The 25,001-nt window shown below is 63.3% G+C and carries 28 protein-coding genes and 1 pseudogene; 20 read left to right on the top strand and 9 right to left on the bottom strand.

The window, feature by feature from the left end:
* Positions 1-7: 7 nt before the first annotated feature.
* The 3 genes and pseudogenes from ABL840_RS21490 to ABL840_RS21480 form a co-directional block, all read left to right on the top strand.
* Positions 8-3,136 (top strand): efflux RND transporter permease subunit, encoded by a 3,129-nt coding sequence (locus ABL840_RS21490; RefSeq protein WP_093307190.1) that lies wholly within the window; start codon positions 8-10, stop codon positions 3,134-3,136.
* A complete protein-coding gene (locus ABL840_RS21485) occupies positions 3,133-3,471 on the top strand; it encodes a P-II family nitrogen regulator (protein WP_093307189.1) in 339 nt (112 codons plus the stop codon). The genes ABL840_RS21490 and ABL840_RS21485 overlap by 4 nt, the downstream gene beginning before the upstream one ends.
* A 191-nt stretch (positions 3,472-3,662) precedes the next feature.
* Positions 3,663-3,845 (top strand): annotated as a pseudogene (locus ABL840_RS21480) (DUF1345 domain-containing protein); the annotation flags it as partial.
* Positions 3,846-3,905: 60 nt separating this feature from the next.
* Here the strand turns inward: ABL840_RS21480 and ABL840_RS21475 are convergent.
* Together ABL840_RS21475 and ABL840_RS21470 are read right to left on the bottom strand one after the other, a co-directional pair.
* On the bottom strand, positions 3,906-4,442 hold the full coding sequence (locus tag ABL840_RS21475; protein WP_093307188.1) for a DUF4124 domain-containing protein: 537 nt from the start codon (positions 4,440-4,442) through the stop codon (positions 3,906-3,908).
* Positions 4,423-4,914: a hypothetical protein gene (locus tag ABL840_RS21470; RefSeq protein ID WP_093307187.1), complete on the bottom strand. Its 492-nt coding sequence runs from the start codon at positions 4,912-4,914 to the stop codon at positions 4,423-4,425. The genes ABL840_RS21475 and ABL840_RS21470 overlap by 20 nt, the downstream gene beginning before the upstream one ends.
* A gap of 191 nt (positions 4,915-5,105) precedes the next feature.
* Between ABL840_RS21470 and ABL840_RS21465 the strand changes: the two genes are divergently transcribed.
* The 5 genes from ABL840_RS21465 to ABL840_RS21445 all read left to right on the top strand — a co-directional run bounded on the left by ABL840_RS21465 (position 5,106) and on the right by ABL840_RS21445 (position 9,655).
* Positions 5,106-5,414, top strand: coding sequence for a double zinc ribbon domain-containing protein (locus ABL840_RS21465; protein WP_093307186.1), 309 nt, complete (start codon positions 5,106-5,108; stop codon positions 5,412-5,414).
* 177 nt (positions 5,415-5,591) lie between these two features.
* Positions 5,592-6,835 (top strand): IS3 family transposase gene (locus ABL840_RS21460; protein ID WP_093307205.1). Its coding sequence is split into 2 segments (ribosomal slippage): positions 5,592-5,889 and positions 5,889-6,835, totalling 1,245 coding nucleotides; the frame shifts between segments, so codons are not numbered across the junction.
* 631 nt (positions 6,836-7,466) lie between these two features.
* Entirely contained in the window at positions 7,467-7,811 is a 345-nt protein-coding gene (locus tag ABL840_RS21455) for a mechanosensitive ion channel family protein (protein WP_418115976.1), read from the top strand.
* Between the two features lie 148 nt (positions 7,812-7,959).
* Positions 7,960-9,246 carry a sodium:proton exchanger gene (locus ABL840_RS21450; RefSeq protein WP_093307185.1) on the top strand — a complete coding sequence of 429 codons (1,287 nt, stop codon included), beginning with the start codon at positions 7,960-7,962 and terminating at the stop codon, positions 9,244-9,246.
* Positions 9,247-9,277: 31 nt separating this feature from the next.
* Complete coding sequence (locus tag ABL840_RS21445) at positions 9,278-9,655, top strand: copper-binding protein (protein WP_418115975.1); 378 nt, start codon at positions 9,278-9,280, stop codon at positions 9,653-9,655.
* A 90-nt stretch (positions 9,656-9,745) separates the two neighbouring features.
* Here ABL840_RS21445 and ABL840_RS21440 read toward each other — a convergent pair whose 3' ends face one another.
* The gene (locus ABL840_RS21440) at positions 9,746-10,915 is read right to left on the bottom strand and encodes a tyrosine-type recombinase/integrase (protein WP_093307184.1); all 1,170 of its coding nucleotides are present in this window, start codon (positions 10,913-10,915) and stop codon (positions 9,746-9,748) included.
* A gap of 115 nt (positions 10,916-11,030) precedes the next feature.
* Here ABL840_RS21440 and ABL840_RS21435 point away from each other — a divergent pair, with 115 nt between their 5' ends.
* Positions 11,031-12,080: a DNA-binding protein gene (locus ABL840_RS21435; protein ID WP_093307183.1), complete on the top strand. Its 1,050-nt coding sequence runs from the start codon at positions 11,031-11,033 to the stop codon at positions 12,078-12,080.
* Between the two features lie 37 nt (positions 12,081-12,117).
* Here the strand turns inward: ABL840_RS21435 and ABL840_RS21430 are convergent, their stop codons facing one another.
* Positions 12,118-12,435, bottom strand: coding sequence for a hypothetical protein (locus ABL840_RS21430; protein ID WP_143093992.1), 318 nt, complete (start codon positions 12,433-12,435; stop codon positions 12,118-12,120).
* A gap of 14 nt (positions 12,436-12,449) precedes the next feature.
* Between ABL840_RS21430 and ABL840_RS21425 the strand changes: the two genes are divergently transcribed.
* The 3 genes from ABL840_RS21425 (at position 12,450) to ABL840_RS21415 (ending at position 13,356) form a co-directional block, all read left to right on the top strand.
* Complete coding sequence (locus ABL840_RS21425) at positions 12,450-12,821, top strand: hypothetical protein (RefSeq protein WP_093307182.1); 372 nt, start codon at positions 12,450-12,452, stop codon at positions 12,819-12,821.
* Between the two features lie 119 nt (positions 12,822-12,940).
* A complete protein-coding gene (locus ABL840_RS21420; RefSeq protein ID WP_013397101.1) occupies positions 12,941-13,132 on the top strand; it encodes a hypothetical protein in 192 nt (63 codons plus the stop codon).
* Positions 13,129-13,356 (top strand): antitoxin VbhA family protein, encoded by a 228-nt coding sequence (locus tag ABL840_RS21415; protein ID WP_158307678.1) that lies wholly within the window; start codon positions 13,129-13,131, stop codon positions 13,354-13,356. The genes ABL840_RS21420 and ABL840_RS21415 overlap by 4 nt, the downstream gene beginning before the upstream one ends.
* A 770-nt stretch (positions 13,357-14,126) precedes the next feature.
* Here the strand turns inward: ABL840_RS21415 and ABL840_RS21410 are convergent.
* Positions 14,127-16,544: an ankyrin repeat domain-containing protein gene (locus ABL840_RS21410; protein WP_143043061.1), complete on the bottom strand. Its 2,418-nt coding sequence runs from the start codon at positions 16,542-16,544 to the stop codon at positions 14,127-14,129.
* Between the two features lie 14 nt (positions 16,545-16,558).
* Positions 16,559-16,720 carry a hypothetical protein gene (locus ABL840_RS21405; RefSeq protein ID WP_176947690.1) on the bottom strand — a complete coding sequence of 54 codons (162 nt, stop codon included), beginning with the start codon at positions 16,718-16,720 and terminating at the stop codon, positions 16,559-16,561.
* Between the two features lie 227 nt (positions 16,721-16,947).
* Here ABL840_RS21405 and ABL840_RS21400 point away from each other — a divergent pair, with 227 nt between their 5' ends.
* The 3 genes from ABL840_RS21400 to ABL840_RS21390 all read left to right on the top strand — a co-directional run bounded on the left by ABL840_RS21400 (position 16,948) and on the right by ABL840_RS21390 (position 18,451).
* Positions 16,948-17,388 carry a hypothetical protein gene (locus ABL840_RS21400; protein WP_093208648.1) on the top strand — a complete coding sequence of 147 codons (441 nt, stop codon included), beginning with the start codon at positions 16,948-16,950 and terminating at the stop codon, positions 17,386-17,388.
* A 150-nt stretch (positions 17,389-17,538) separates the two neighbouring features.
* Complete coding sequence (locus ABL840_RS21395; RefSeq protein WP_093307979.1) at positions 17,539-17,877, top strand: hypothetical protein; 339 nt, start codon at positions 17,539-17,541, stop codon at positions 17,875-17,877.
* 223 nt (positions 17,878-18,100) lie between these two features.
* Positions 18,101-18,451 (top strand): hypothetical protein, encoded by a 351-nt coding sequence (locus ABL840_RS21390; RefSeq protein ID WP_093307978.1) that lies wholly within the window; start codon positions 18,101-18,103, stop codon positions 18,449-18,451.
* 426 nt (positions 18,452-18,877) lie between these two features.
* Here the strand turns inward: ABL840_RS21390 and ABL840_RS21385 are convergent, their stop codons facing one another.
* The 3 genes from ABL840_RS21385 to ABL840_RS21375 form a co-directional block, all read right to left on the bottom strand.
* Complete coding sequence (locus tag ABL840_RS21385) at positions 18,878-19,264, bottom strand: hypothetical protein (protein ID WP_093307976.1); 387 nt, start codon at positions 19,262-19,264, stop codon at positions 18,878-18,880.
* A 289-nt stretch (positions 19,265-19,553) separates the two neighbouring features.
* Complete coding sequence (locus tag ABL840_RS21380; RefSeq protein ID WP_093307975.1) at positions 19,554-20,060, bottom strand: DUF4189 domain-containing protein; 507 nt, start codon at positions 20,058-20,060, stop codon at positions 19,554-19,556.
* Between the two features lie 64 nt (positions 20,061-20,124).
* Entirely contained in the window at positions 20,125-21,174 is a 1,050-nt protein-coding gene (locus tag ABL840_RS21375; protein WP_093307986.1) for a helix-turn-helix domain-containing protein, read from the bottom strand.
* 315 nt (positions 21,175-21,489) lie between these two features.
* Here ABL840_RS21375 and ABL840_RS21370 point away from each other — a divergent pair, with 315 nt between their 5' ends.
* From ABL840_RS21370 to ABL840_RS21350, 5 genes are all read left to right on the top strand, one after another.
* Positions 21,490-22,332, top strand: coding sequence for a PASTA domain-containing protein (locus tag ABL840_RS21370; RefSeq protein WP_093307984.1), 843 nt, complete (start codon positions 21,490-21,492; stop codon positions 22,330-22,332).
* A 47-nt stretch (positions 22,333-22,379) separates the two neighbouring features.
* On the top strand, positions 22,380-23,141 hold the full coding sequence (locus ABL840_RS21365; protein WP_093307973.1) for a hypothetical protein: 762 nt from the start codon (positions 22,380-22,382) through the stop codon (positions 23,139-23,141).
* Between the two features lie 22 nt (positions 23,142-23,163).
* Positions 23,164-23,811 (top strand): hypothetical protein, encoded by a 648-nt coding sequence (locus tag ABL840_RS21360; RefSeq protein ID WP_143043060.1) that lies wholly within the window; start codon positions 23,164-23,166, stop codon positions 23,809-23,811.
* A gap of 14 nt (positions 23,812-23,825) precedes the next feature.
* Positions 23,826-24,422: a hypothetical protein gene (locus ABL840_RS21355; protein WP_418115974.1), complete on the top strand. Its 597-nt coding sequence runs from the start codon at positions 23,826-23,828 to the stop codon at positions 24,420-24,422.
* A 69-nt stretch (positions 24,423-24,491) separates the two neighbouring features.
* A complete protein-coding gene (locus ABL840_RS21350) occupies positions 24,492-24,986 on the top strand; it encodes a DUF4189 domain-containing protein (RefSeq protein ID WP_176947689.1) in 495 nt (164 codons plus the stop codon).
* Positions 24,987-25,001: the final 15 nt, after the last annotated feature.

The raw sequence follows: 25,001 nt of genomic DNA, 5'->3' as shown, positions 1-25,001 counted from the left end.
ATAAAACATGCTCAACGCTATCGTAGACGCATCGCTTCGTTACAAAGTCCTTGTCCTGGTTGTCTTCACGGTCCTCATCGGCCTTGGCATCCAAGCGTTTCGCGACGTGCCAGTGGACGCGTTTCCTGACGTCACGCCAATTCAGGTCAACATCTACACCGAGTCGCCCGGTCTGGCTGCCGAGGATGTGGAAAAGCTGCTCACCACGCCGATCGAAGGGGCCATGGCCGGGCTGCCCAATGTCGAGGAAGTCCGCTCGGTCTCGCTCTTCGGACTGTCCTACGTTGGCATCTACTTCAAGGACAACGTCGACATCTACTTCGCCCGGCGTCTGGTAGGCGAGAAGCTCCAGGACGTCAAAGGGCGCCTGCCGCAGGGTTACGGCGAGCCGGTGCTCGGCCCCAACAGTTCAGGTTTGGGCCAAGTCTTCTGGTACACGGTCGAGTCGGCCGACAAGAGCCTGAGCCTGATGGATCTGCGCACGTTGCAGGACTGGACAGTGCGGCTGATCCTGCGCACCACGCCTGGTGTCGATGACGTGGTGTCTTGGGGGGGCGACCAGAAACAGTACCAGGTACAGATCGATCCTCGCAAGCTGATCCAATACGGCCTGAGCTTCAAGGAGGTCATGGAACGGCTCACCGCCAACAACAAGCAGGTCGGGGGGCAGTCGATCAGCCTCGGTGCCGAGCAGTATCTGGTGCGGGGCCTGGGCCTGGTGACCACGAACAAGGACCTCGAGCAGATCGTGATTGCTGAGCGCAACGGTGCGCCGGTCTACGTGCGCGACGTCGCCCAGGTCAAGCAGGCGCCGGCACCGCGCTTTGGCGCAGTGACCCGCGATGGCAAGGAAGCTGTGCTCGGTATCGCTTTGGCGCGCGTCGGCGAGAACGCCAAGAACGTGGTCGATGCGGCGAAGGCGAAGCTGGCAGTGGCGCAGGCTGCGTTGCCCAAGGGCGTTACCTTGCAGCCCGTCTATGACCGAACCGAGCTCGTGAAGAAGGCGTTAGCCACCGCGGAAAGTTCGCTGGTTGAAGGTGCGATTCTGGTAGCGGTAATCCTCTTCTTGTTCCTGGGCGAATTCCGTTCCGCAATCGTGGTCGTCATCACGTTGCCGATGGCCATGCTGATCGCTTTCATCTTGATGCAACAGTTTGGCGTGTCTGCCAATTTGATGTCCCTGGCGGGACTGGCGATCGGTACCGGAATGATGGTCGACGGTGCAGTGGTGATGGTCGAGAATGCATTTCGCCTGCTCGCCCACGCAAAAGAGGCGGGCAAGCCGATCAACAAGACTCATCTGATCTTGGAGGCTGCGCGCGAGGTCATGAATCCGATCGCCTTCGCGATCCTGATCATCATCGTGGTATTTCTGCCGTTGTTCTCACTGACGGGCCTGGAGGGCAAGCTCTTCAAGCCGATGGCCTTCACGATCACCTTCGCAATGGTGGGCTCGCTTGTGCTGTCGATGACTTTGGTGCCAGTGCTGGCGGCCATGATTTTGAAACCGAAGGAAGAGCGCGACACGTTCCTGGTGCGGCGCGCCAAGCGTATTTACTTGCCCTTGCTCGATTGGGCGCTTGAGCGCAAGAAGCTGGTCGTGGGCTCTGCCATCGTGCTGCTATTGGCATCGCTGGCGCTATTTCCTTTCCTCGGCAAGGAGTTCATGCCTCAACTCCAGGAAGGAACCATTCAGTTCCGGGTCACAGGCATCCCTTCAACGTCGTTGGATGAATCGATCAGGGTGTCACACACAGTGAGTGCAGAACTGCACAAACAGTTTCCGCAGATCCGATCGGTATTGGCAACCATCGGTCGCGCTGAGGGAGGAGAAACCACAGACGTGAACTACATGGAATTCAATCTCGACACGAAGCCACCCAAGGAATGGCCAGAGCAGATTTCCTACGGAAAACTTGCGTCCAACATGCAGGAGGCACTGGAGAAAGTCGTTCCCACGGCGGTGTTCGGCGCGACTCAGCCCATCCAGTCGCGCGTGGAGGAACTGATCTCGGGAGTGCGTGCGACGTTGGCGCTGAAGCTCTATGGAGAAGACTTGGCAACGCTCGATCGACTGACCGCGAAGATACAAGGCGTGCTCGGCAAAGTGCCTGGCGTGGCCGACCTGTCGGCTGAGGCGAACAAAGGAAAGCCGCAGCTCATCATCAAGGTCAATCGGGAAGCAGCCTCGCGCTTCGGCATCAACGCCGACGAAATCCTGGAAGTGGTTCAGTCGGGAATTGGTGGCAGCGCGGTCTCCACGCTGATCGACGGCACCAGGCGCTTTGAGATCGCCGTGCGGCTGTCCGACGATTTTCGGCTGAGTCCTGCCGCAATCGCCAGCATACCCATCCGCACCAAAGAGGGCGCTTTGGTGCCTTTCTCCCAAGTCGCCTCGATTGAACTGGACGAAGGCTATTCGTTCATCCGCCGCGAGTCGCTGCAGCGATATTCGGTTCTACAGATGGATGTCAAGGGCCGCGACGTGGACAGTTTCGTCAAGGAAGCCAATGAGCAACTGAAGCAGCAGGTCGAAATGCCGACCGGCTATTGGGTCGAATGGGGAGGCTCCTTCGAAAACCAGCAGCGCGCCATGGCACGGCTTGCGGTCATCGTGCCGCTCACGATCGGCCTGATCTTCATCCTGCTCTATACCGCCTTCAACTCGGTACGCCACGCAACGATCATCATTGCGAACGTCCCGTTCGCCATCATTGGAGGCATCGTGGGCCTGTTTATCAGCGGCCAGTACCTCTCGGTGCCATCTGCCATCGGTTTCATCGCGGTATTTGGCGTGGCGATGTTGAACGGCATTGTGATGATGACCTTTCTTAACGACCAGCGACGCCAGGGCCTGTCAATACGGGATGCGGTTCGGCAGGGAGCAGCGCTGCGGCTGCGACCCGTGTTGATGACAGCCTCAGTCGCGATCCTGGGCCTGATCCCGATGCTGTTGTCGACCGGTGTCGGAGCGGAAACGCAACGCCCCCTTGCCACGGTGGTCGTGGGAGGCCTCTTCACGTCGACCGCCTTGACGCTGCTGATCTTGCCGCTTATCTACGAGTGGGCAGAGCAGCGCGCCGACCGGCGCAAGGCAGCAGCCCAGCAATCCAGTCAACAAGGAGACGCACCATGAAGGAAATCAAGGCCTACGTACATAGCAACCGCGTGGCTGCGGTCATTGCCGCGCTCAAGAACTCGGGGGCCTGGGGCGACGATGCCACCGGGCGGCGCCATAACCTAACCCTGTACATCGTCAAGGGCTCGTTGACGCCGCTTTATGAGGCCGAACGTCGCTACTCCATTGAACTGGGCGACGAAGTGGTGAACGAGTACAAACTGGAGCTCCATTGTGACGACGTGCAGGTCGACGAGTTCGTGGAAATCATTGCGACCGCAGGACGAACCGGGTCGCCAGGCTCGGGATGGATCTATGTAATGGATGTCCAGAGCGAGCGTGCCATCGCCTGATCCACGGTTGGTTCTGCTTGCGCCTTGGCGGCGCGACCGCCGGAGGCCGCTCTCCAGGCATGCCTTGCAGGCGAGGCATGATGATTGCCCTTGGCATGAATGCTCTGCCCAGCATTGCCGGCTGCGCGTCATTCCTGCAGGACGCGGGGATTTTCAGCAGGGGGGCGCACTGTAGAGGTGATCGAGGTGGGCAAAGCGACTATCTCGATTTTCTGTACTACTCGTTTGTGGTCGGCATGATGTGCCAGGTGTCGGACGTTCAGGTCACTTCCAGAGAGATGCGGCGCCTGACGCTGGTGCATGGCGTCCTCTCATTCGCATTCAACATGCTGGTGCTGGCGCTGTCGATCAATGTGGTGGCGAGCACCACGTAGAAGAATATCGCCCGAGCGCTTGCGACTCAGGGCATGGGACGACGCGGCAACGGACCACTTTCACTGCAGCGCTGCGCGCTCTCTCTGGAGGGCATTCAACGCTTGCCGCGCGCGCTGCACTTCGTTGGCGAGCATTTGCTGGCGTTGCCAGAACGGCCCCACCAGTCTGCGGCCTTGCCGGTCGCCTTCCTGGACGTTCCGGGCTTGCTCTTGTCGTGCTTGCGCGTCCCGTAGCTGGCCCGCAGCACTGGCAATGTCCCTGTCCAATTGCTGCCCCCGAGCTGCACGCGCATCGGCGTCGCGCAAAAGCTGCTCTCGCATGGCAGTCAGATCGCGCTGCGCGGCTTGAGTTGCCTGCGCGTTGGGCGGATGCGGCTCGACGAGCAGTTCGTCCGTGCGCTTGGCACCTGGTTGTGGCGAATCAGCGTAGACGACTTCCCCGCTGGGCAGCACCGACTTGTACAGTGTTCGCTGGTCTCCCATGGCCGTGCACGCTGCCGTCAGCGCAAGGACGGTTGCAGCGGTCCGTACCAGAGCCAGAGGCCAAGGGCGGGCGGCCCTGGCGGACGCGCAAGCATCAGTGGTGCCCACCGCCATGATGGCCTCCATGGTGCATGGGTGCATACCCCCCCGGGTAGCCGTGCTGCGCTCTCTCACCATAGCTGCGACCGTAGTAGCTCCCACCGTAGTAGTGCTGGCCTGCATGGTATCCGAGGTAAGAATAGCCTAGGTAAGAGCTGCCGTAGTAGGCGGGGACGGGGTACCGTCCAGACAGGATGCGGGCCCGGAGGGCCTGATCGCCGTCGCTGCGGCCCTGAACATAGCGCAGCACGCCATCGCTGACTCCGGCTGCGCGCTGTTGCGCGAAGTCCTGGGGCGTCAGCACGAAGGCAGCGCCCCGCTGTTGGATCTGGGCAATGATTGCTGCATCGCTGTCTCCTCGCGTGCTCATCGCCACCACCTCGTCGATCCGCAGGGGCAGGGGCGCCGCCAGACCGGGCTGAGCGACGGCACACCCGGTGATTGCCGCGGCCACAAGCAGCGCAAAGGCCAATGAAACCCATCTCATCGCAGCTCCAAGTCGATCTGTGGTCAGGTTCGAGTCAGATCTTCGGGGAACGTTCCGACAACTCGCCGCTCCGATTGAGAGGGATGCGAGGCTTGAAACCAGGCGCACAATTGCGCAGACAAGGTCGCCCGTGGCAAAGCCAAGGCCATCGCGGCTGTCTTACCGATGCGTTGAACTAATGGAGCAGATTTATGGGACTGTTGAATAGAATTTTAGGCGGGCATGGCGGTGGTCATCACGGCGGAGGTCATGGTGGCGGCCACGGCGGCTATGGGTATGGTGGCTATGGCGGCGGAATGCCTCCAGGCGGCGTTCCGCCTCCACCCCCTGCTGCGCCGCCGGTCGTGGCGTGCCCGGCGTGTCGCGCTGCCAATGCGCCGGGCGCGCGGTTTTGTCAACAATGCGGTGGGTCGTTGATTGCCACTGCCTGTACCCAGTGCGGTACCGCTGTACAGCCCGGGGCGAAATTCTGCGCGCAGTGCGGAAAGGCGACCGCCTGATTCTGGCGTGGCAACTGGATCGCGCCTGGTGTGCTTTGCCGCATCTCCCAACTGCGAAGGCTACATTGTCATCTTGAGCTGGCCCCTTGAATGACAGGACACGGTCTATCGCTTATCTTTAAAGATAGGAGTAGGACTGTGAGTACGACTAGGAATACGGATACCGTCGAAGTGATCATGAGGGACCAGCGCCGCAGGCGCTGGTCCCTTGCAGAGAAGGCCGCACTGGTTCGTCGAAGCTACGAACCTGGCATGAGCGTGTCGCTCGTCGCACGTCAGGAAGGCGTTGCCGCCAGCCTGCTGTTCCAGTGGCGCAAGCTGGAGCGGCAAGGGGCGCTGACGGCTGTATCGGCGGGCGAGGCTGTGGTGCCGGCTTCGGAACTGGCAGCCGCTCGTGCCGAGATCGCCAAGCTACAGCGCGTGCTTGGCAAGAAGACGGTGGAGAACGAGATCCTCAAGGAAGCTGTGGAGTACGCCGCAGAAAAAAAGTGGATTGCGCGCTCGCCCTTGCTGGACGGGGACGGCCAGTGAAGGCCGTCTGCCAGGCCCTTGGGTTGGCGCGCTCGAACATTCATCGCTTGCAAGCTCGCCCCGAGTCCTGGATCGACGCCCGGACACGACGCACGGCGCCTGCAAGCGACGTGGCCTTGCTCGACGAGATCAAGGCCCAGATCACCGAGTTGCCGACCTATGGCTACCGGCGTGCCTGCGCATTGGTGAACCGGCATCGAGCCACCACCGGTGCGCCGCGAGTGAACGCCAAGCGCATCTACCGCGTGATGGGGGCTCATGCATTGCTGCTACCGAAGGCGCCGAGACGGCGCCAGTCCAGCCGGCCCCATGAGGGCAAGGTGGCCGTCGCGCACAGCGACATGCGCTGGTGCTCGGACGGCTTCGAGATCAAGTGTGATTCTGGGCAGACCGTGACCGCGACCTTCACCAAGGACTGCTGCGACCGTGAGATCCTGGCCTATCGGGCATGGGAGGGCAAAGGGCTGCCGGGCGAGCCGGTGCGCGAAATGCTCATCGAGGCCGTGGAGAAGCGCTTCGGCAGCGTCGAGGGTGTTCCCAGTACCCACGCCTTGGAGTTCCTCTCGGACAACGGGGGCGCCTACATCGCTGCCGAGACCCGGCAGATCGCTCGACAGCTGGGCCTGAGCCCAGTCAACACACCCGTGTGCAGCCCCCAGAGCAACGGCATCGCCGAGAGCTTCGTGAACACGTTCAAGCGCGACTACGTCAGCCGCATGGACCTTGCCGATGCGAGAACGGTGATGGCGCAGATGGCCGCAGCCTTCGAGCACTTCAATGAGGTGCATCCGCACTCGGCATTGAAGATGAAATCACCCAGGGAGTTCAGGCAGCATCGCGCTGCCCACCAGCGTCTTGCTCAGATCGAGCAGACGCTACATTGCGAATAGCCCGTGTCCTGAAATACGGGGGCAAGATCAATCTTGAGGTTTGTATATGTAGTTGCGTGCCTGAGCAGCGCAGATGCCCACCGCGCACGGCTTGGCAGGCAGCGGTTTGGCAGCAGGCGCATTCGCCTACTCGCCCAACCGTTGTCTTCGCGCGGCTAACTGCCTCCGCGGTCGGGCACGGCACCGCTGGCGACGAAACAAGCGATTGCGATTGCCATCGCAGTTTCGCTTGCGTTTAGGCAGCCTCGAATGTTTGCGTTCAGGGCGGGGCTGAGCCGCAGCGGCAGCGGCAGCCGGCAGCGGCAGCCGGATGCGTTATCGCAAAATCCACGCTGCCAATGGATCGAAGAATGGCTGCAGCAACTGTTCAGTGACTAAGAAATGTTGATTTCTCATCCATGGTTCGGCCCCGGCGTGGCGGCGTTGATCGCGGCACCGCTGGCGCTCTTGATCCAGCGTGCTGGCACTATGGTGCTGCGACGGGTGACCCGCGGGGCACCTGTGCTTCACACAATGCTGCTCCATGTGCAGCCAGCCGTGCGGTCGGCCCTGCCACTCGCCGCATTGCAACTCGTATGGCAGGTCGCCCGGCGCTCGCCAGATCGGCGCCAGCCTTCTGGCCTCCGCGGGCTTGATCGGCATCGTCGCAGGCCTGGCCGCCAAGCCTGTATTCAGCAACCTGATCGCCGGCCTGCAGATCGCGCTGGCGCAGCCAATCCGCATCGGCGACGTGCTGGTCGTCGAGGGCGAATGGGGCCAGGTCGATGAAATCGCCGGCACTTTCGTGAGGCTCAAGATCTGGGACGACCGACGGCTCATCCTTCCCCTCAGCTACTCCATCGAGAAGCCGTTCCAGAATTGGGCGTGCAGGGCTGCGCAACTGCTGGGCTCGCTCTCCATCAATGCCGACTACGGCCTGCCGCTCGCGCCGCTGCGCGAAGAGGTCAAGCGCCTGGTCAAGGCCGCGCCCGAATAGGACGGCCGCTTCTTCAACCGCGAGCGGACTGAGCGTTCGCGCGGTCTACACCGAGACATTGAAACGCTTTTTTGTTTCGGTGTCGTGAAGCGGGCTCCAGTCACGATGCGATGGCATCATTGATAGGTCTACTCCAACCAGAATACCGATGAAACGATTCCTTCTTCTGCTCGGCATCGCCGTGGCGGCCATCGTGCCGGCGGCAATCTTCCGTTACAGCGGGTTTCGCCCCAATCCGGTACTGGACACCGCAGTCTTCGGTGTTGCCGTATTAGCCGCAGGCTTCATGTTGTCCTGGGGGGCCGAGGCGGCTGAAAAACGAATCTCGCAAGGCCTGGTGCTGGCCCTGGTGGCCTTGGTTACCGTGCTGCCCGAGTATGCGGTCGACATGTACTACGCGTACCAGGCGGGCAAGGCTCCGGAATCCAACTATGTCCACTACGCGGCCGCGAACATGACGGGAGCGAACCGGCTGCTGGTTGGCGTGGCATGGCCGCTGATGGCGATCCTTCACTGGTTTCGAACGCGCGAGCGCAGTATCAGGTTAGCGACGGTCAACGTCGTGGAGATAGGTTTCCTGCTGGTTGCAAGTCTCTACGCGTTCGTGATCGTCCTCAGGAATCGGATCAGCCTCGTCGACACGGTCGTGCTGATCGGTATTTTCGGGGCCTACCTGTGGGTGACAGGGCGCATGCCCAAGGTTGAGTCTGGCCTGGAGGCCGACGACGAGCCCGGACCGGCCGCGGCGCTGGCGACCCTGTCGCCTGCCCGTCAATGGACCTGGATGGGCGGGCTCACGATCGTGGCCGCCGCGGTGATCCTTGCTTCGGCCGAACCGTTCGCCGAATCGATCGTCGCCTCGGGACGGGTGCTGGGGATCGACGAATTCCTGCTCATCCAATGGCTCGCCCCCTTGGCCAGCGAGGCGCCCGCCGTCGTGATCGCGGTGCTGTTCGTGCTCTCGGGCCGCGCCGAGGGCGGCCTGACGACGATGATCAGCGACAAGATCAATCAGTGGACGTTGCTGGTCGGCATGCTGCCGCTGGCGATGAGCGTGGGCGCAGGTGCGCTGACGTCGATGCCACTCGACGCGCGACAGCACGAGGAATTCTTCCTGACCGCGGCGCAGTCCTTGTTCGGCGTGGCGTTGCTGCTGCGCCTGCGTTTCAGCTTGGTGTCGGCAATCACGCTCGCGGCGCTGTTCTCGGTTCAGTTGGTGGTGGCCTTCATTTTTCGGGAGGATGCGCAACGCGCCATCGATGCGCTGACCATGCTCGCCTGGGTCTACCTGGCGCTGGCGGCGGTGATCTTTGTGACTGGTGCGCCGAGCGCGTGGCGTGTAGTCGGCGCGTTGCGCACGGCGGCAACTCGTCAGAGGCTTGAGGCAGCCGCTCCGGCAGGCTCCGGGGCGACGGCCGCCGCACCAAAGAAATGAGAGCCCTACTTGCCGATTAACGGGAGCTGCCATGACGCACGAGGCCACTTCGATGATCTCCCGCCGGCATCAACTGGTCTTCCTGTGCGCGTACATAGCTCCAGGGTTCGGAGGCCGCATTCATGCGCAGTCCTCGGCCAATGACTTCATCGCTGGGGAAATCGTCAAGATCGATGCCGAGCGCGGCGAGGTGACGCTGCGCCACGAACCGATCGCACACCTTCACCTACCCGCAAGGACGACGATCTTCCGCTACGTGGATGCCAGGGTGATCCTTCGGGCCAAGGCGGGCGACAAGGTCCGATTCCGGGCCGACCGCTTCGAGGGGACGCTGCGAGTGACGGCAATCCTGGTGCCGGGTACGGGCGTGCCAGGGGCGGCACAATCGAGTCCAACCTTCAGAAAATGAACCGAATATGAGCGAGCCCGGGAAAGTTCGTCTGGACCTCCCGCTGGTGCTGCCCGATGTCGACGATGCGAATGACCGCAGACTGAGGCCCTACGGCGTGCGCCAGCCAACCCGGTGCCCAGCGGCCGTCGCGTCGTGACGGATATCGTCCTCGGTGTGCAAATAGATGCTGGTCGTGCTGATGTTGGCATGGCCCAGGTTGTCGCGGACCACTTTCAGGTCGACTTTCTCGCTTAGATGGCTTCCGGCGGTGTGGCGAATCCAGTGGGTCGATGCCTGCTCCAAGTGGGATGCGGCCGCCTCGAAATCGGGACCACGCCGCCGCAGTGCGGCCGCGCTGGTATGCATTACCCCCTTGACGAGTTCGTGGATGGCGCTCCGCGCCATCGGCTTGATCGGAGCGATCAGCGTCATCACCAGCGGCGTGCCTTCGCCCTCCAGTGGAAGCGGGTTCAAGGCGTGGGCCTTGCGGTAGCGCATCAACTCGGCCATCAATTCGCCCGTGGCCGGCACCAGGCGGGTCTTGCTGCCCTTGCCGGTGATTTCGAGCCACCAACGCTCGCGCCCATCGGCGCCGCGCCGGCTGAAGAAGCCACTCATGCTGCCATCGCAGATCTCGGACACGCGCAGCCCACCGATGTAGAGCAAGGAAAACAGCCATCGGCAGCGCGATGCGTGCAGCCTTTCGCGCTCGCTGCTCACGGGCATCGCCTCGATCGCGGCCTTAACCAAGTTCCAGTGTTCCTCTGGCAGAAAACGGCTCACACGAGGTGCTGCCTGCCGGCGCTTGCGCCGGCTCAGCGCCAGCGGATTGCCGGCCAAGTGTCCGGCCTCCACAAGCCACGAGAACATGGCGTTGAGGATCGACAAAGCCTGGCGCAGGCTCGAGGCCCCCAGCGGGCCGGCAAAGGGGCGCCAGCGCGGCGAGTTGCGCCCCGGTTTTTGGCCTGGCGCCATGACCCAGCGCTCGGCCGGCTGCGGATCCCCAAGGAAGCGCTGGTAGAGCAGAAGGTCTTCGTGCGTGAGGTCCGAGAGGGCTACGCCGCGCTGCAGGACGCACCACAGCAGGAGGCGTTCGGCTTCCTTGCGATAGCTGGCGAGCGTGGCAGGTGAATCGGCGTAGCGGGCCAGCCAAGCCAGAACAGCCGAGCGGTCGTCGACCGCGGCCAGTTGCGAGCGCGTGCTGGCGCGATTGCGGCCACGGCTGCCATCCAGATGGGCCGGCACCGTCATTTGATCCAGGCTGACGAGGGCATTCATGCGGAGCTACGCGCAATAGAGGGACATCAGCAAGATTGTGGACATTAGAAAACTTATGTCCATAGACTGAGAATTAATTCAATGAATTGAACGTATTACGTTGTATTATTTATTCATGAATACCGAAATTGAACTCCAGAGCGACATTGAAACCCTCCGGGGGCGATTTACGGAAACAAAAGACCTCTATCGTGAGGTTTGCGCGTTGCTGTTCTTCCGCTATGGCATCACCCCCACGGCAAGCAAGCTGTACCAGTTTGTGCGCAAGGGCTCGATGAGTGCGCCGGCGGAGGCGCTGGCCAAGTTCTGGGAGGATCTGCGCAGCAAGGCGCGCGTCGAAATCGACCATCCGGATCTGCCGCCCGAACTCAAAACGAGCGCGGCGGAGGTCATCGCCGAGTTGTGGCGGCAGGCCACGGCCGCTGCGCGCCACGAACTCGCGGCGCTGCGCCTGGAGGACCAGGCCGCGGTCGAGCAGGCTCAGGGCGAGGAAGCTCGGGCTCGCCAAGCGGCAACCGAGGCGCTGGCCACCGCCGATACCCTGCGTCAGCAGCTGAGCGCGACCCAGGAATCGCTCCAGCAACGGCAAACTGACCTGGAGGCAGAGCGGCGCGCCCATGCCGGCGCCGTGGCCAGGTTGCAGGAGTTGCAGCGCCATCTCGAGGAAGCGCGCCATCAGCAGGAGCGAGTGCGGGTGGATTTCAGCGCCGAATTAGCCAAGGCACGGGAGGCCGTGGACGCGGCGAACGCTCGTTCGGACGCCGCCGAGCGGCGCGCGCTGCTGGAGATCGACCAGGAGCGCCAGGCCCGGATCAAGGCCGACAAGCAGCTCGAGGCGCTGCGTGGCCAATTGGCGCAGGCCGAAGGCCGCCATCGCGAGAGCTTGCTGGCGCAGGCCGACGCCGTTACGCGGCTGCAGGTCAAGGCCGATGCGGCCGAGGTGTCGCAACGAGAACTGACGGCCAGCAATCGCGGCCTTGTTGACGATCTTCAGGCGACGAGGGAACGACTCGCGGTGGCCCAACAAGAAGCGACGCAATTCAAAGCCGAAGCACAGACGCTTCGCGCGCTGCTGGAGCGGCTCTCGCCGCCGGAACCGGTGCCGCCGCCGCAAGAAGTGCCAGCCTCAAAGGCCGCCAAGACCGGTGCGCGAAAGGTTCGATAGCTCGGTAAGTGCGGTGTGTGCGGCACGTGTCCCCAACTCATGGGTCAGCAGCTCCGGCCGCCTTGCGCAGGGCGCGCAGTTCCAGACGCGCAGACTCGCGGATCTCTTCGCGGTCTAGTTCGACAGCGGTGTCGTCGACCCAGGTTTCCCAGAGGCTTTCGAGCCAGGCCTGCCGGGTGCTGAACGCCTCGACTGCGTAGTCGAGCCAACTGGCGTAGCCGGCGGGCGGTGGCAATGGCTTTTGAATGGTGAAGAGAATATCTCCTGAAGATGAAGTGCGATCATCCGACACAGAGCGCCATCCGACAAATCGAGCAGGCACTTCAGGCTCGTTGTGCATGGGATTGGCCAGCAACGAAGGAGCAAACGATGATCGGCTGGTGGATAGTTGTTGCAGCTCAGACACCCGAGGAGCGTGACCAGGCGGTGGACCGAAGGGCGGCCGTTCTCGCGAACTGGGAGGTCGGACCCGGCGGCATCGAGTGGCTGCATCAACTCGTGAAGGCGGGGTCGGCGATCCAACTCTCCTTCAGCGGCTACCCGAACCGCTACACCGCCAAAGCCAGCGATGTGCTGCCGCTGCTTGCTGACGGACCGCCGGTGCACAGGGGGCCTGCCATCATTGGCGATGACTATGTGATGCCCCCGAACTGGAAGGGCAATTTGATCTTTCACGCAGAGAAGATTGCCGCTTGTCCTCCCAATCAACTATTGACCATCGACGCTTGGGATCAATCGTGATCGTCCAGCTCGGAGCCAAGGCCCGGCACGGACTTTTCTGATCACGGCATTTCGCTCCCAGGTCCCGTCGACGAGACGACCGTTCGCATTGTGCGGCGTGACGTTCCAGGAGGAAAATCATGAGCATGACCAAGAAAGCAAGTCAGATGAAGGTGCCTCGCCCCGTTTCGCTGCCGCGGGGGCGCGGCATTTCTTCCCGGCCACGGATCGAGGAGCACGCACTGGAGAACCTGCTTAAGCGGTTCGATCCGAAGCTGCACGGTGGAGAGGTGATGGCTTGGCGTCCTGTTGGGGTTGAGGTGTTGCCGTGACCACGAAGGAGGTGCGCGGCGATGCAATTGCCCAGGCCCTTGCAAACACGCGGATTGCGGGCCATGAACCCAAGCCACGATTTCTGGCGGACGTTGCAGCGGTGGTTGCCGGCACGATGACATATGACCAAGCTGTACGTGCCAGCGCGGCAAGGGCTCGAGGTCGCAATGGATCGGAGCCGCTCCCGGCCCTCCGAGGTATGGAGAACCGATCACCCGAGTGATCGGCAGGGGGGGCCGATCCCGCGTGATCGGAGCAGCCTGCATAAGCAAGACGTCTTTAATGACTTTGAGGCTTATGAGCTAAAACTGGCCGTATCCCGGCTTAGCCTCCTGTCGAGCGCCGCTAACCCGCCGTGCTCGGCCAAAGCGTCGCCATGCATCCGCACGGAGGTGAATCGCACGCAGGGCTCCAGTGCCACGGATCCCACATCGACACGGCGCCCGGCTTCGCGGAACAGTTGGGTGGTGGACTGCTGTTGCGCATGTGTTGCCCTGCAGGGAGCGCAGCTCGCGAGACGCCGTCGGTTGACAGCCGCTTCCCGCACGAAGCGGCTCTGTTTGCTGGCGCAGAGTGAATCCATCCGCATCTCCTACAAGTTGCGTCTTGCAGATGATGGGGCCTGCCGCGCCGCCCCCACAACATGCGGTGTAGAACGAAAGTCGTTCAAAGTTCGCAAAAAACTGAGCTGCGTTGCCTCGAAGCGACGTCTGAATGGAATGGAGGCGCCGCGCGGCCCGACATGCCTCATGGTGGCCGGCTTCCTGCTGGGCATGGGCGTGGTCGTCCTGCAGCTGGCCGCCAGCGCGATGAGGGTCTGTTCGATGCACTACAGGGACATGGCGGCTGCAGAGGGAGGGCTTGCCTGTGAAAGCCCTGAGGCTCCCCCTCGTTCTCGCGTTCAAGGTCCTGGACGCGCACATGCGCGCGTGCTCGGCGCGTGCCGCGCGCCTGCGGCGGCCCTTCAGCGTTGCTGCCCTGGCCTCTCTGGTGTTAGTGGTCAGCGCCCCAGGTCTCGCCACACATCAAGCCCTGGGCGCGGTCGATGTCGCAGGCAAGTGCATCGCGTTTCTTTTCGGCAAGGCCGGCTCGCAGATAGCCAAGGCCGTAGTAGACGTCCCGGTGACTTGTGACGACGCCGAGAATCGGGCCCCAGTCTTCGCGCGGCAGCCAGTCCGCCAGCGACGCCAGCACCTCGTTGTCCAACGCACGCGCCAGCTGGTCATGGTCGGCAAACAGCCAGGCGATGCGTCGACGCCGCTCGGCCTGCGACAGATCCGAGCGCGCCAAGGACTTGATGGCTTCCGCAGTCCACGGGCCGGGAACGCCTGCGGTCTTGAAGGCCTGCAGGCGCGGTCTGTCCAGCGCTCGCACCGCGGCCTGGTAGTCGTCGAACTGCGTCTTGCGAAACACCTTGAGGAACGTCTGGAGATCCAGGCTGTTGAAGGCATCCTTTGGCGTGGAGGCGGCCGCAGAAGGGGCGACCGCGTTCACCGCGGAAATGCCGTTGCATCGCACACCGGCCTTGTCGTCGACGCTGCATTGCGCATACAGCGCCTCCTCCAGTTCGGGGAATGCCGTCGTCTTCGTCAGCGCAGGCCCCTGTGCCGACGACTTCCATTCGAAGGTGAACGGCAGCCTGAGCGCCCCATGGCACCTGCCGTACTGCATGCCGTCGTGGAGGTAGTAGCGACGGCCCGTCACCGTGTCCTGGACCGGCATCAGCCGGGGCACGCCATCGTCGCCGCCCATGTCGGTGTTCAGACGCTCGACCTTGCCGTCGTGCTCGCGCCAGACCTCGTACCCGTCGCTCGGATCGGGACACGAAGGCGTGGGATTGTTCTCTGGCCCGGTGAAGGTGTCCACGAGGCCGCCCACATAGCCGTCGACCTGCGAGCTGCCTCCCACGAGCAAGCCGCATCGGGTATCGCCGGGGATCTCGACGAGTTGCACCGTTTCGACGCGAACCATCACATCGCCCCGGTTGGCTGTCACCGTCGCGTGGTTCAGGAGTTCGCGGTACAAGGTGTCGGTCAGTTCGAAGGTGCAGTTCGCCTGCGCATCGACGAGCCTGGGTTTGCCGGGCGTCGTGTTGTCGATGAAGGGGCCTACGGCAGGCACCAGTGACTTGGCGACAGCTGCGACGCGCTTCGCGTCCAGCCCGCGGAGCGGCCGGGCCACCCCGTGCGATGCCAGGAAGAGCAGTTTCTCGCGGGTGTCGGCCTCGCTGGAGGTTGCGCAGTCGGGGTATTGCGAGCCGACGAGCCGGAACTGGCTCAGTATCGTGATCGGCACGTTGTCGCGGGCATTGCCGAACTGCGCGAGCATGAAGGGCCAGGCCGCCTCGAAGGCCTTCGCGCCCATCTCGGCAGGTGCGCACTGCAAGGCGGTGTTCGCGTCGCGGTTGGCGTAGCCGCTGGCGAACAGCTCGCTCCAGAGTTCAGGCTGGATCCGCCCGGCCAGTGAGGGCCACTCGGTGTAGTCGATCGGTCGAGGCAGATGTCGCCACAGTGTGCGCCAGAGCTCCGGTGCCAGTCCGTAGGCGGGGAGGGCGTCGCCCGAGGACCCGAGCAGCGCGGCACGCTGCGCCAGGCCGCGCACCGCAGCGTTCACGCGACGCTGCAGGACCGGAGCGGGCACGCCCGCCAGGGCCGCGTCCAGGCCCGCGGCGGAGCGGCTGTGCATCAGGACCAGGTCGCTCATGGCCTGGTCGTCGTCCATGATGCGGGCATAGACCTCGGGGTTCAGGCGGGCGGCCAGCGCAGTCCATTGACCAACGGCGGCCTCGCTGGCGGCCACCTGGTCAGGCTGGGGGTTGTAGGAGGTCACGGATATCGCCAGCCGGCGCATGGAGTCCCGCGCCAGCTTGTCGTCGGCGGGGGAGCCGAAGGTCAGTGAAGCGATGCGCCTGGCATCCACGGGCTGGGGTGGCGGCTTTGCTGATGACGCGGGCGTCGTGTCGGGCACGAGGCCATAGGTCGACTTCAGTGCCTGCAGGACCTTTTTGCGCTTGTAGCGAACGCCGAGTGTCAAGGCGGTGTCCGTGCCGCCCTGGAGTGTCTTGCGCGGATCCGCGCCATGAGCAAGCAGCCAGATCGCGGTGCGTTGCTGGCCCGCGCGGATGGCGTGGTGGAGCAGCGTGCCGAGGTGCCGGTAGGCATTGGGGTCTGCGCCAGCCTTGAGTTGCTTTGCCAGGTAGGCAATCAGCGCGGTCTCGTTCGCCGCCGGGAGGTCTTCGGGCTTCGGGAAATCCCAATAACCCTGCTCCGGTTCGGCGCCGGGCGTCGAAAGCAAGGCGGCGAATGCGTTGTCCGTGGCGTCGCCGGAAAAGGCGTTCGCCGCCGTGGACAGAAGTACGAACGACAGCGCCATCATGACGCTCCGCCCGAGCCTCAGGATTTTCTTGTGCATGGATTCCTCGCAGGTCACTGGATCGCCATGATGGCGGCCTCGTCAACGCATCGAATGAAGACGGTGAGAAGCTCCCGTGAAATGGAAACGGCGAGGTCGAGATCATCGGATGACCGCGTGGGACGAGATTCCACCAATCTACTCAGCGGAGTCCACTTCGGCGCGAGGAAGGTCATGCACACTCCGTACCGACGTTCCACACCGCTCGATCCTGCTTGCCCTGTGACGTCCGAATCGATCACTGCCTTCGATCCGTACGGGCGAAACTGGGAGACCGTCTCGCGGAGGTAGGTCGCCAGTCGCAGCGATCATCGATACTTGCAGCACAAGTGGAGTGGCAGTGTCCTCTGGAAGGACGACGACCGGAGCAGGCAAGAATGAAACATACACAGGAAGCTCAAGGATGAAGCGACTCGACGCAAGCCCCTGCTTGCTGAGCGTGCTGGTACTGTTCGCGCCATCGGTCCATGCGAGCGGACATTTGCCGCTGCGCCAGACGCCACCGGAATCATTCGCCAGCTTCGCCGCGTGCGTGGAGCGTCTGCGGCAGTTGCATGCGCAGGACAAGAGCGGCGCAGACAAGGGGCCTCAGCCGATCGAGAACGGTGCAACGCGCGAAAAGATCGTCGATACCAAAGGCGTCGTGATCGACGGACGCGATGCAGCACACTACAACGCAGAGATAGGCTGGTCGGTTCGCTCGCCTGGCGGCGACGCCGCCGGCAATCGCTGGATCCAGAGCAACTACACGTTCGAGCGCTGGACGTGGACCTGCAGCGGCACTGCATTGAGCGGCACGATGGAGGGCGGCTTCACATCGCCGTCGTTCGAACCGCTGCGCTAGGAGGTGAGCCATGGCATATTGTTCAACGGTAGCTCGTTTGCACGGCAGTTGTACTTCTTCGCTTGCGGTTCGCCTCCTCGAGTGAGACGTCTTGATGTCCCCGCATCGCTCGCATTGCAGCCGCTGCAAATCCAAGCAAAGTCAACTCCTGTGAAAGCGATTTTTCTTGTCGCGGCACTCTTCGGTTCAACGGCGTTTGCCACGAAGCCCGTCATTTCGGTTTACGAGGGTCTGCCCTGCCGCACGGTCCTTGGGCATCAGCGAGACCCGTCGGTCCGCGCCCAGTTGCATCAGTACACGCGCGGCTATATCTCCGCATACAACACGTACAACCCACAAAGGATCTACCCAGACCTCTCTGAGAAGATGGTCGTGGACCACGTGGTGAAGCATTGCCGGAAGAACCCCGGCTACGGCACGCTGAACGCGATCAGGAGCATGGCGCTCGAACTTGGAGCTGCGGATTTCCCTCGCTCCAAGGAGCCATAGCTTCACTCGATCTATCTCAAGAAGGGAAACGCGCGGAATCCTGCTGCCCGGCACGAGAAAGTCCGTGATTTGCGCGAACAACTTGCCCGACCAGGCTCATGCGATGTCAAGTCGCCCGGGGGGAAGCAAGGCGTCCACCGCGTGTGATGAACGTACAAGTCCGACGACACGCCAAGCTTACGGCCAGCGAAACCCCCCTATTTGCTTGCAGGAAGGCCAGCCGATGCCAAGACTCGCTTCGCCACCCATTCCCACGAAGCTTTTCGAACTGCTCAAGGACTATCCGGAACAGATCGCGCGGCTGCAGAAGGTGCTTGACAAATTCGCGGACCACGCCGCACCAAGGCTGCAGCCATTCGATGAAGCCATCTGGTCGCTTGAAGATGAGCTGGCAGATTTCGCGACCCAGGCACACGACGAACGGCAAGCGGCAGAGGCCAGCGGCGACACCGCCGCGATCGAGCGGGCGAGGGAAAAGGAACGGGCGATGCTCCGGGCGCGCTCCAAGGCCCGCTGGCTTGGCCATGACGGCTTTTGGAATTACTTCCAGGAGAACAAGGAGGTGTCCGAATGATGCCGCCAGTGGACCGTTGGACGAGGCCCCACCAGGCTCACCGGTCGATGGACCTCGAATTTTTTTGCACGAGGCAGGTGCGATGCCTAGACTCGCTTCCCCACCCATTCCTCCGCGGCTGCGCGACATGCTCAAGGACCATCCGGTGCATCTCGAACAGTTGCAGCAGGGGCTCAACAAATTCGCAGGACGCGCCGAGCCGAGCCGGCCCCTTTGAAGGGGTTGTCTGGGTCATCGAGCCGGCATTGGATGCCTTTGTCGTCAACGCCATCAAAGAACAGAAAGTGGCTGAGGCATCTGGCGATTCCGCCGCGATTGCCAAGGTACGCACGAAAGCTGCGGTGATGGCCATCGCCGGTGGGAAGCGAAATGTTGAAGCCGCGCGCCCTTCAGGATGCAGCAGCGCACGGGCTGGTGCGCCATGCCTTACCGAGGGGAGGCCGGATTCTGCGCGCGCTGCACAAGAATGCCCCGCTCGATCAGCAGCGCCAGCAACCCTGTGTAGGTCGGGCAGGCGCGGGTGGCATTGCGGGCAAGCGCGTCGTCGATCTCCACCCTGTCATCACGCGCACACGCATACTGCCTCGCATCCGAGGGGTGCAATTGACCAAACGCGCCGCACAACTGCACGAAGGCCACGATCTCCTCGAACATCTTCGTGTGTATTTCCATGCCGACCATCATGTCGGAGGTGTATCCGCACTCGTTGTCCACCTTGGCGGCATAGGCGCGCAGGTCGTAGCGAGGTAGCCAGGGCGGATCCAACCCCTCCAGGCTGTGGGCGATCTCGTCAATGCTGGCTGTCAGTGTCATCGTGCAACTCCTCTGTGACGCCCGAAAGTGATGCGCCCCGGAAAGGTCTGTGTACCTTGGGGGCGGACATCTTTACTTCGGTTGCCTTGGCAAGCTGAATGCGGTGCAGCCACAGTGCAGCTCGGTGCACCGGTCGCTTGGTATCTCTGCGTCGACCCAGCCTGGAGGACGGGGCTTCTGAATGTGTCCGGCAGTGTTGATGCAAGCCACGCAACCAGCCAGAAGGATTTTGAGTCGCATCTTTTCCACTCTTCGTAAGCCATGACGCTGGCAGTCTCTGGACAGAGACCTACGGCCAGGAGTCCCGTCTCGGCAGGCTGCAATCGGTGTAGTACACATGGCATTCGGTATCGCCATCGCTGCGGCAGACCGCCATGGCTCTCTGTATGGCCTCTTCCTTGGTGCCGGCGTAGGCCGTACTGAATCCACGACCCCCGACGATCATCGCTGCGCATCCATTGGCATAGGAAATCTGGAGCTTGCAGGGCGCTCCCCCCTTGGCCTGGCAATCCGCCAATGCCTTGCCTGCGGCACCTTGCTCGCTGCGCTCCCCGGTGGCAGTCCCGAGCACACCCTTCACTCCATCGGTGGCGATCGCCCCCCAACGAGACCCTAACTGGAGGGGGGCGCCATGGTCTTTGGGCTTGGGGGATGGCTGCGAATTGGGTGCGGGCCCGCAGGACGTCGCGCTATAGGGGATCCAACCCGAAGGGCAAGCCACCTGCGCGCGAGCCTGGGGACCGAAGAAAAGCACGCTCTGCGAGGCCAGGAAAAATATGAGGAGTGCTCTTTTCATGGTCTTGTGATCTCTTCGCTGCCGTCAGCTTCAGAATCAGCCGGTCGGAACGCTGAACACCCGATCAGTTGTTGAGCACACCGAATGGCAACGTCCATCCAGGAAGGCTGCTCCCCGCGTTCAATGGGACCTGACCGTAGGGCAGAAACGCCGGGCCTGAGCGGCGCTCCATTGTCTCCTTCGGCGTATGACCGAACTCGGCCTTGAAAAGACGATAGAAGTACTTCTCGTCCAAGAAGCCATGGCTCCATGCGATCTCCGCAATTCGCACATGTTGACGCTGCGGGTCACTGAGCACCTGATAGGCATGACGCAGTCTCCTGCGCCGGATCTGCCGCATGATCCCGCCGTCTTCCTCGAACAGTTGATAGAGCTTGGCCCGCGACACGCCGACGTCCCGGCAGATCCGCTCGGGCGTCAGATCAGGCTCCAGCAGGTGCGCATCGATGTGATGCCGGATCCGCTCGAGCAGGCCCCTGCGGATGGGGCTGCTCGCCTCGTGAATCGCCTCGACCGTTGGCGAAACGGCGGCAGCCATGAGCAGCAACGTCGACTGGACGACGCCGGGCACGTCCTTGTGCTGCAGGCTGGAGAGATTGCGAAACAGCGACAGTATCTGATCGCCCAGAAGCCGGCCGATGCCGCTTCCGAGCGTTCGATCATGCAGAAGTGCAGCAGAGCCGGGCAGCAGGTGCCTGGGCACGACGACGCTGATCACGTCCCCGGCTTCGACCATGCAATCGTTGATCTGCGCGACATCGTAGAAGAACAGATCACCGGACTTCTTGATGGAATCCGGGCCCATCGATCGACGGGTCACTTGCCCACTGAGCAGCAACGTAAAGCGAAAGGATTCCTGGCCGTCCAGTCGGATGCGCCGTGCGTTGCGATGGACCGCGTAGGTCAAAGGCCGCGGCCGTTTGGGCCAGCGTCTCCCCGAGATGACCAGCGGGCCGAGTGCCGCGCCGGTGGCTTCCGCATCGAATGCGCCGTAGCCGTCATCCTCGAACCTGCAGTCGCAGAGGTTGTCCTTGACCCAGAGGTGAAATCGATCCCGCTCGGGGTAGTCGACCGTGGAAAACCTGAAGACAGGAACGGCGTCCGACTCATTCATGGCAACGAGCTCTCTTCTCATGACCCAAGCATCATCGCCGATCGGCGTTGCAACGCAGGCACGCTGCGCCAGGAACATCGCATCCTGTGAGCCTGGGTGGCATCGAGGCATGCATCGGATATCTTCGCGGAGTCGCGACATCGAGCGCGCATCCTAGTCCTGCACTTTCGGGGCCAAGGTGCAATTTCATCTAGATCAGGTGGAAACTGGACGCCGCCATACCCGCTACGCTTCGACAATCGTTGCGTCAGCCACGCCTCGAAACCAACGTCTTCCCAAGCTCTCCTCATGCTGTCACGCCCATTTCCGAACCTCATGGATGCATCTGCCGTGTTGGGGGCTGCGTTCACGCTCAGCCTCGCACTTTCGCTGCCGGCGGCTGCGCAACCGAATGCACCAACGGATGCGTCCGCACCGCGCGTGGCGTCCGACCTGAAGGACATCCGCATGAAGGCGATCGCCAGCCTGCCCAAGGCGGGCGGCAGCGCCATCGACCGCGACGGCTGCCCGTGGCGCGTGATCCAGCCGAAGTCGGCGGCGGCGCGGCTGGTGGCCGCGCAGGGCTGGGCCGTGATGGCGGACCTGCCGCTGGGCGCCTACCGCGCCGTCAGCTTCGCCGGCCAGATGGAAGCCGGCACCAGCGGCACCTGCAACATCACCCAAGGCAACGTGGCCGTGTTCGACGGCGACAAGCTCGTTGCGCTCGCCTACGGCAAGTCGGCAGACGACACCGCCATCGGCAACCTGACCGCGCTCGAAGGCGGCGCCGTGCGCGTGTGGGACGGCGACATCGTCGGCTCGCCGGTGGGCGATCTGCATGTCGAGGCCGACGGCACGGTGCGCCTGGGCAAGCTGGCCGACGAAGAGTCGGTCTGCAAGGGGCAGGCCAAGGTGCCGAACGTCTACGGCATGCCGATCGACAAGGCGCGCAAGGCGCTGGCCGACAAGGGCTGGAAGCCTGTGCGGGGCGGGGCCAGCCCTGAACCCAGGCAGGCCGCGCTGGTCAGGCGCGGCATCACCGAGGCCGAGTCCTGCGCTGGCACCGGCCTCGCCTACTGCGACTTCGGCTATGCCGGTCCGGCCGGCAGGCTGACCCTGACCACCGTGGGCGAGAAGGACCTTCCAACCGTCTCGGACTACGACGTCAAGTGCCGCTGAATGCGCAGCGCCTTCGCTGACTTCATCGAACCCGAGGAGCCCTTCACATGCAATGCCTGTCCGCGCGCGTGCTTCGCACCAGCCTGCGTGCCGCATCGGCTGGTGCCTTGCTGATCTGCCTGAGCGCATGCGAGCCCGCTGCAACATCGCCTGCATCGCCGCCTGCCAATTCCACCATGGCCCCCGCAGCCACCACCCCTGTCACGGTCGGGGCCGAGGCATCATCCCTGCAGGGGTTGCTGGGCGTGCTCGGTGGCCAGGCCGCTGCTCCCTGGGCAGCGTTCGACAGTGTGGCGGGCGTCCGCTGGAGCGACGCGAAGCCGCTGGACAACCCCGATACCGTCTCGCCCGACGCCACGCACTATCGCGGCGGCGACATGCTCCTCGCCGGCTTCGGCGAAGTGGATGTACCCGATGGCAGGGTCGGTGCGCAGGCCGGCGTCAGAAAGGACAACGAAGGCCACGTCGGCGTGGTGCTCCACGGCAATGCGAGCGATGTGCTGTCGATCGCACTGCAGAAGTTCTACCCCAGCGACGACACGCAAGGCATCCTGCAGCGACAGTTCGGCAGCGATGCCGCGGTCAAGCCCATTGCCGGCCGTTGCGCGCTCGACGACGGCACGAGCGCACCGAACACGCAGAAGAACGCCTTCTACGAGCTGGGCATCCCCGGCATCGCCATGCCGCTGTTCGCGGAAACCTATGTCGATGAAGACGGCGGCAACCAGGGGCCGGGTGTCACGAACTTCGTTTTCTATCGAAGCAAGCCGCAGCTGCGGATCGCAGGCATGCAGTGCAAGGCGTCCTGACCCGGAAAAGGAAAGAACTCCCATGCGCCGGGTCCCTTCACGAATTGCCTGCGGCAGTCTGCGCGCCCTCGCGATGTCGGTTTCGCTGCTCGCAAGCGCTGCATACGCCCAATCGCTGCAGACGGCGCCGGCCAGCGACACGCCGCTCAAACTGCTGCTCGGCGATGTCGTCAGGCAGGCCTCCTACAACCCCTACGCACCGCAGCACGGCATTCGGTGGACGAACGGCAAGGATGCGGGCCCCGAAGCCGAAGGCACGATCCAGCTGCCCGGCGCACCCGGCAAGCCGTCTGTGCAGGCCGTGCTGACCATCAAGCGCGATGCGAAGGGCCGGATCACCTCGGCTGGCGTCTTGATCCCGCCAGCCAGCCGGCAGAAGCCGACCACGCAGTTCCTTGAGATCCTGCGGCAGCAGCTCGAGCCCGGCGTGACCGTCACGCTGCTCGCCGACCACTGCGCGTGGGACGAAGGCGGCATGGCGCCCTGGAGCAGGGACGTCTTCGTGCGCCTGAGCTGGCCCGGAGAAGGGCGCCAGCTGTTCGCGCGCGGCAGGCTCCAGGCCTGGCCCGATCCTGCTTCCAGCCCGGTCCATTCGGCATTCTTCTTCGATGCCGACGATCCGTCGGCGCTGATCAAGCAGATGGGTTGCCAGCGCGCAAAGCAACCATAGAGAACGGCTCGGTCATGCGTCATCGCACTGCGTTGCCATTGCTGCTCTGTCTGCTTCTTCAGCCGGCCGGATGGGGTCATGCCCAACCGGCCGATCGGGAGCAGGAGATCGAACTGCCGGCGCTGACCCGGCAGGTCCCGCTGCGCTTCAAGCGCCACAACTTCCAGGCGCTGTGCTACGACAGCATCGGCTGTGCGGTCGTCTACAACGGCCACCAGCAGGTGCGGCAGCCCGACGGCAAGGCCTCGCCGCCCAAGCCCGCAGACGACAACGGCAATGCATGGGGATCGACGGAACTCGGTATCCGCAACTTTCCTGGTCCGGCCGAGGTGCGCTGGACATCGAAGGACGGTGCGACGCACGAGGCGAGCGTCGACATCGGCCGGATCTTCCGGGACGAGCTGGTCTGGCATGCCGTTCCCAGGGAAAAGATGACCGACTTCCACGCAGGCCCTGTCGCCGGCGCGCCGGACATCTACCTCGAGGTGGACGACCGCACCATCAGCGTCTATACGGCGATGTTCATTCCGACGCGGGACGAGCAGATTCCCGGCAACAAGGACAGCAATTTCCGCAAGGACATCTTTCTTGTCTGGCGCAGGACTTACTGAGGAGGGTTGAATATGGCCAGGAAACTGCATGAGCGAGACACATGGTCCGCATCGGGATCTCCGGTCACCATGAGATTCCTCCTGCCCCTGCTCGTCTGCCTGTTCGGCATCCAGCCGCTCGCTCACGCGGAGGGCGGCTGCCCCGCCGGCACGGTTCCCGAAGGCGGCCCGGGCGCGTCCTCCTGCCGGCCTCTTCCTGGCGCCGGCCAACCGGGGGCGCAGGCCCTGTCGGGGCCCCGGAGCGTCACGTACATCGAGCGATGGGGGGCCGTTGCGATGGACACCCACGCAACGGCGAATGTGGGCGCTTCGCATGACAAGTCCAGCCGCACCGAAGCAGAAAGGATCGCCATGGAGAACTGCCTCTCCCTGGGCTCCAGGAAGTGCGAGCTGATCTCGACTTATTCCAACGGTTGTGTGGCATTGGCAGAGAGCACCGCTCACTTTGGAATCGCGAGCCGGCCCACACCGAGCGACGCTCAGGGCGCGGCGATGAAGCAGTGCGACGAAGCTTCCTGCAAAGTCGTTTTCACCGACTGCAGCAAGGCAATCGCCGTTCGCTGACCTGCAGAGCCGACC

This window comes from Variovorax sp. NFACC27, assembly GCF_048301545.1.
GTDB classification, from domain to species: domain Bacteria; phylum Pseudomonadota; class Gammaproteobacteria; order Burkholderiales; family Burkholderiaceae_C; genus Variovorax; species Variovorax gossypii.
The sequence above is the reverse complement of the archived record's forward strand: the minus strand, read 5'-3'. Positions and strand labels throughout refer to the sequence as shown.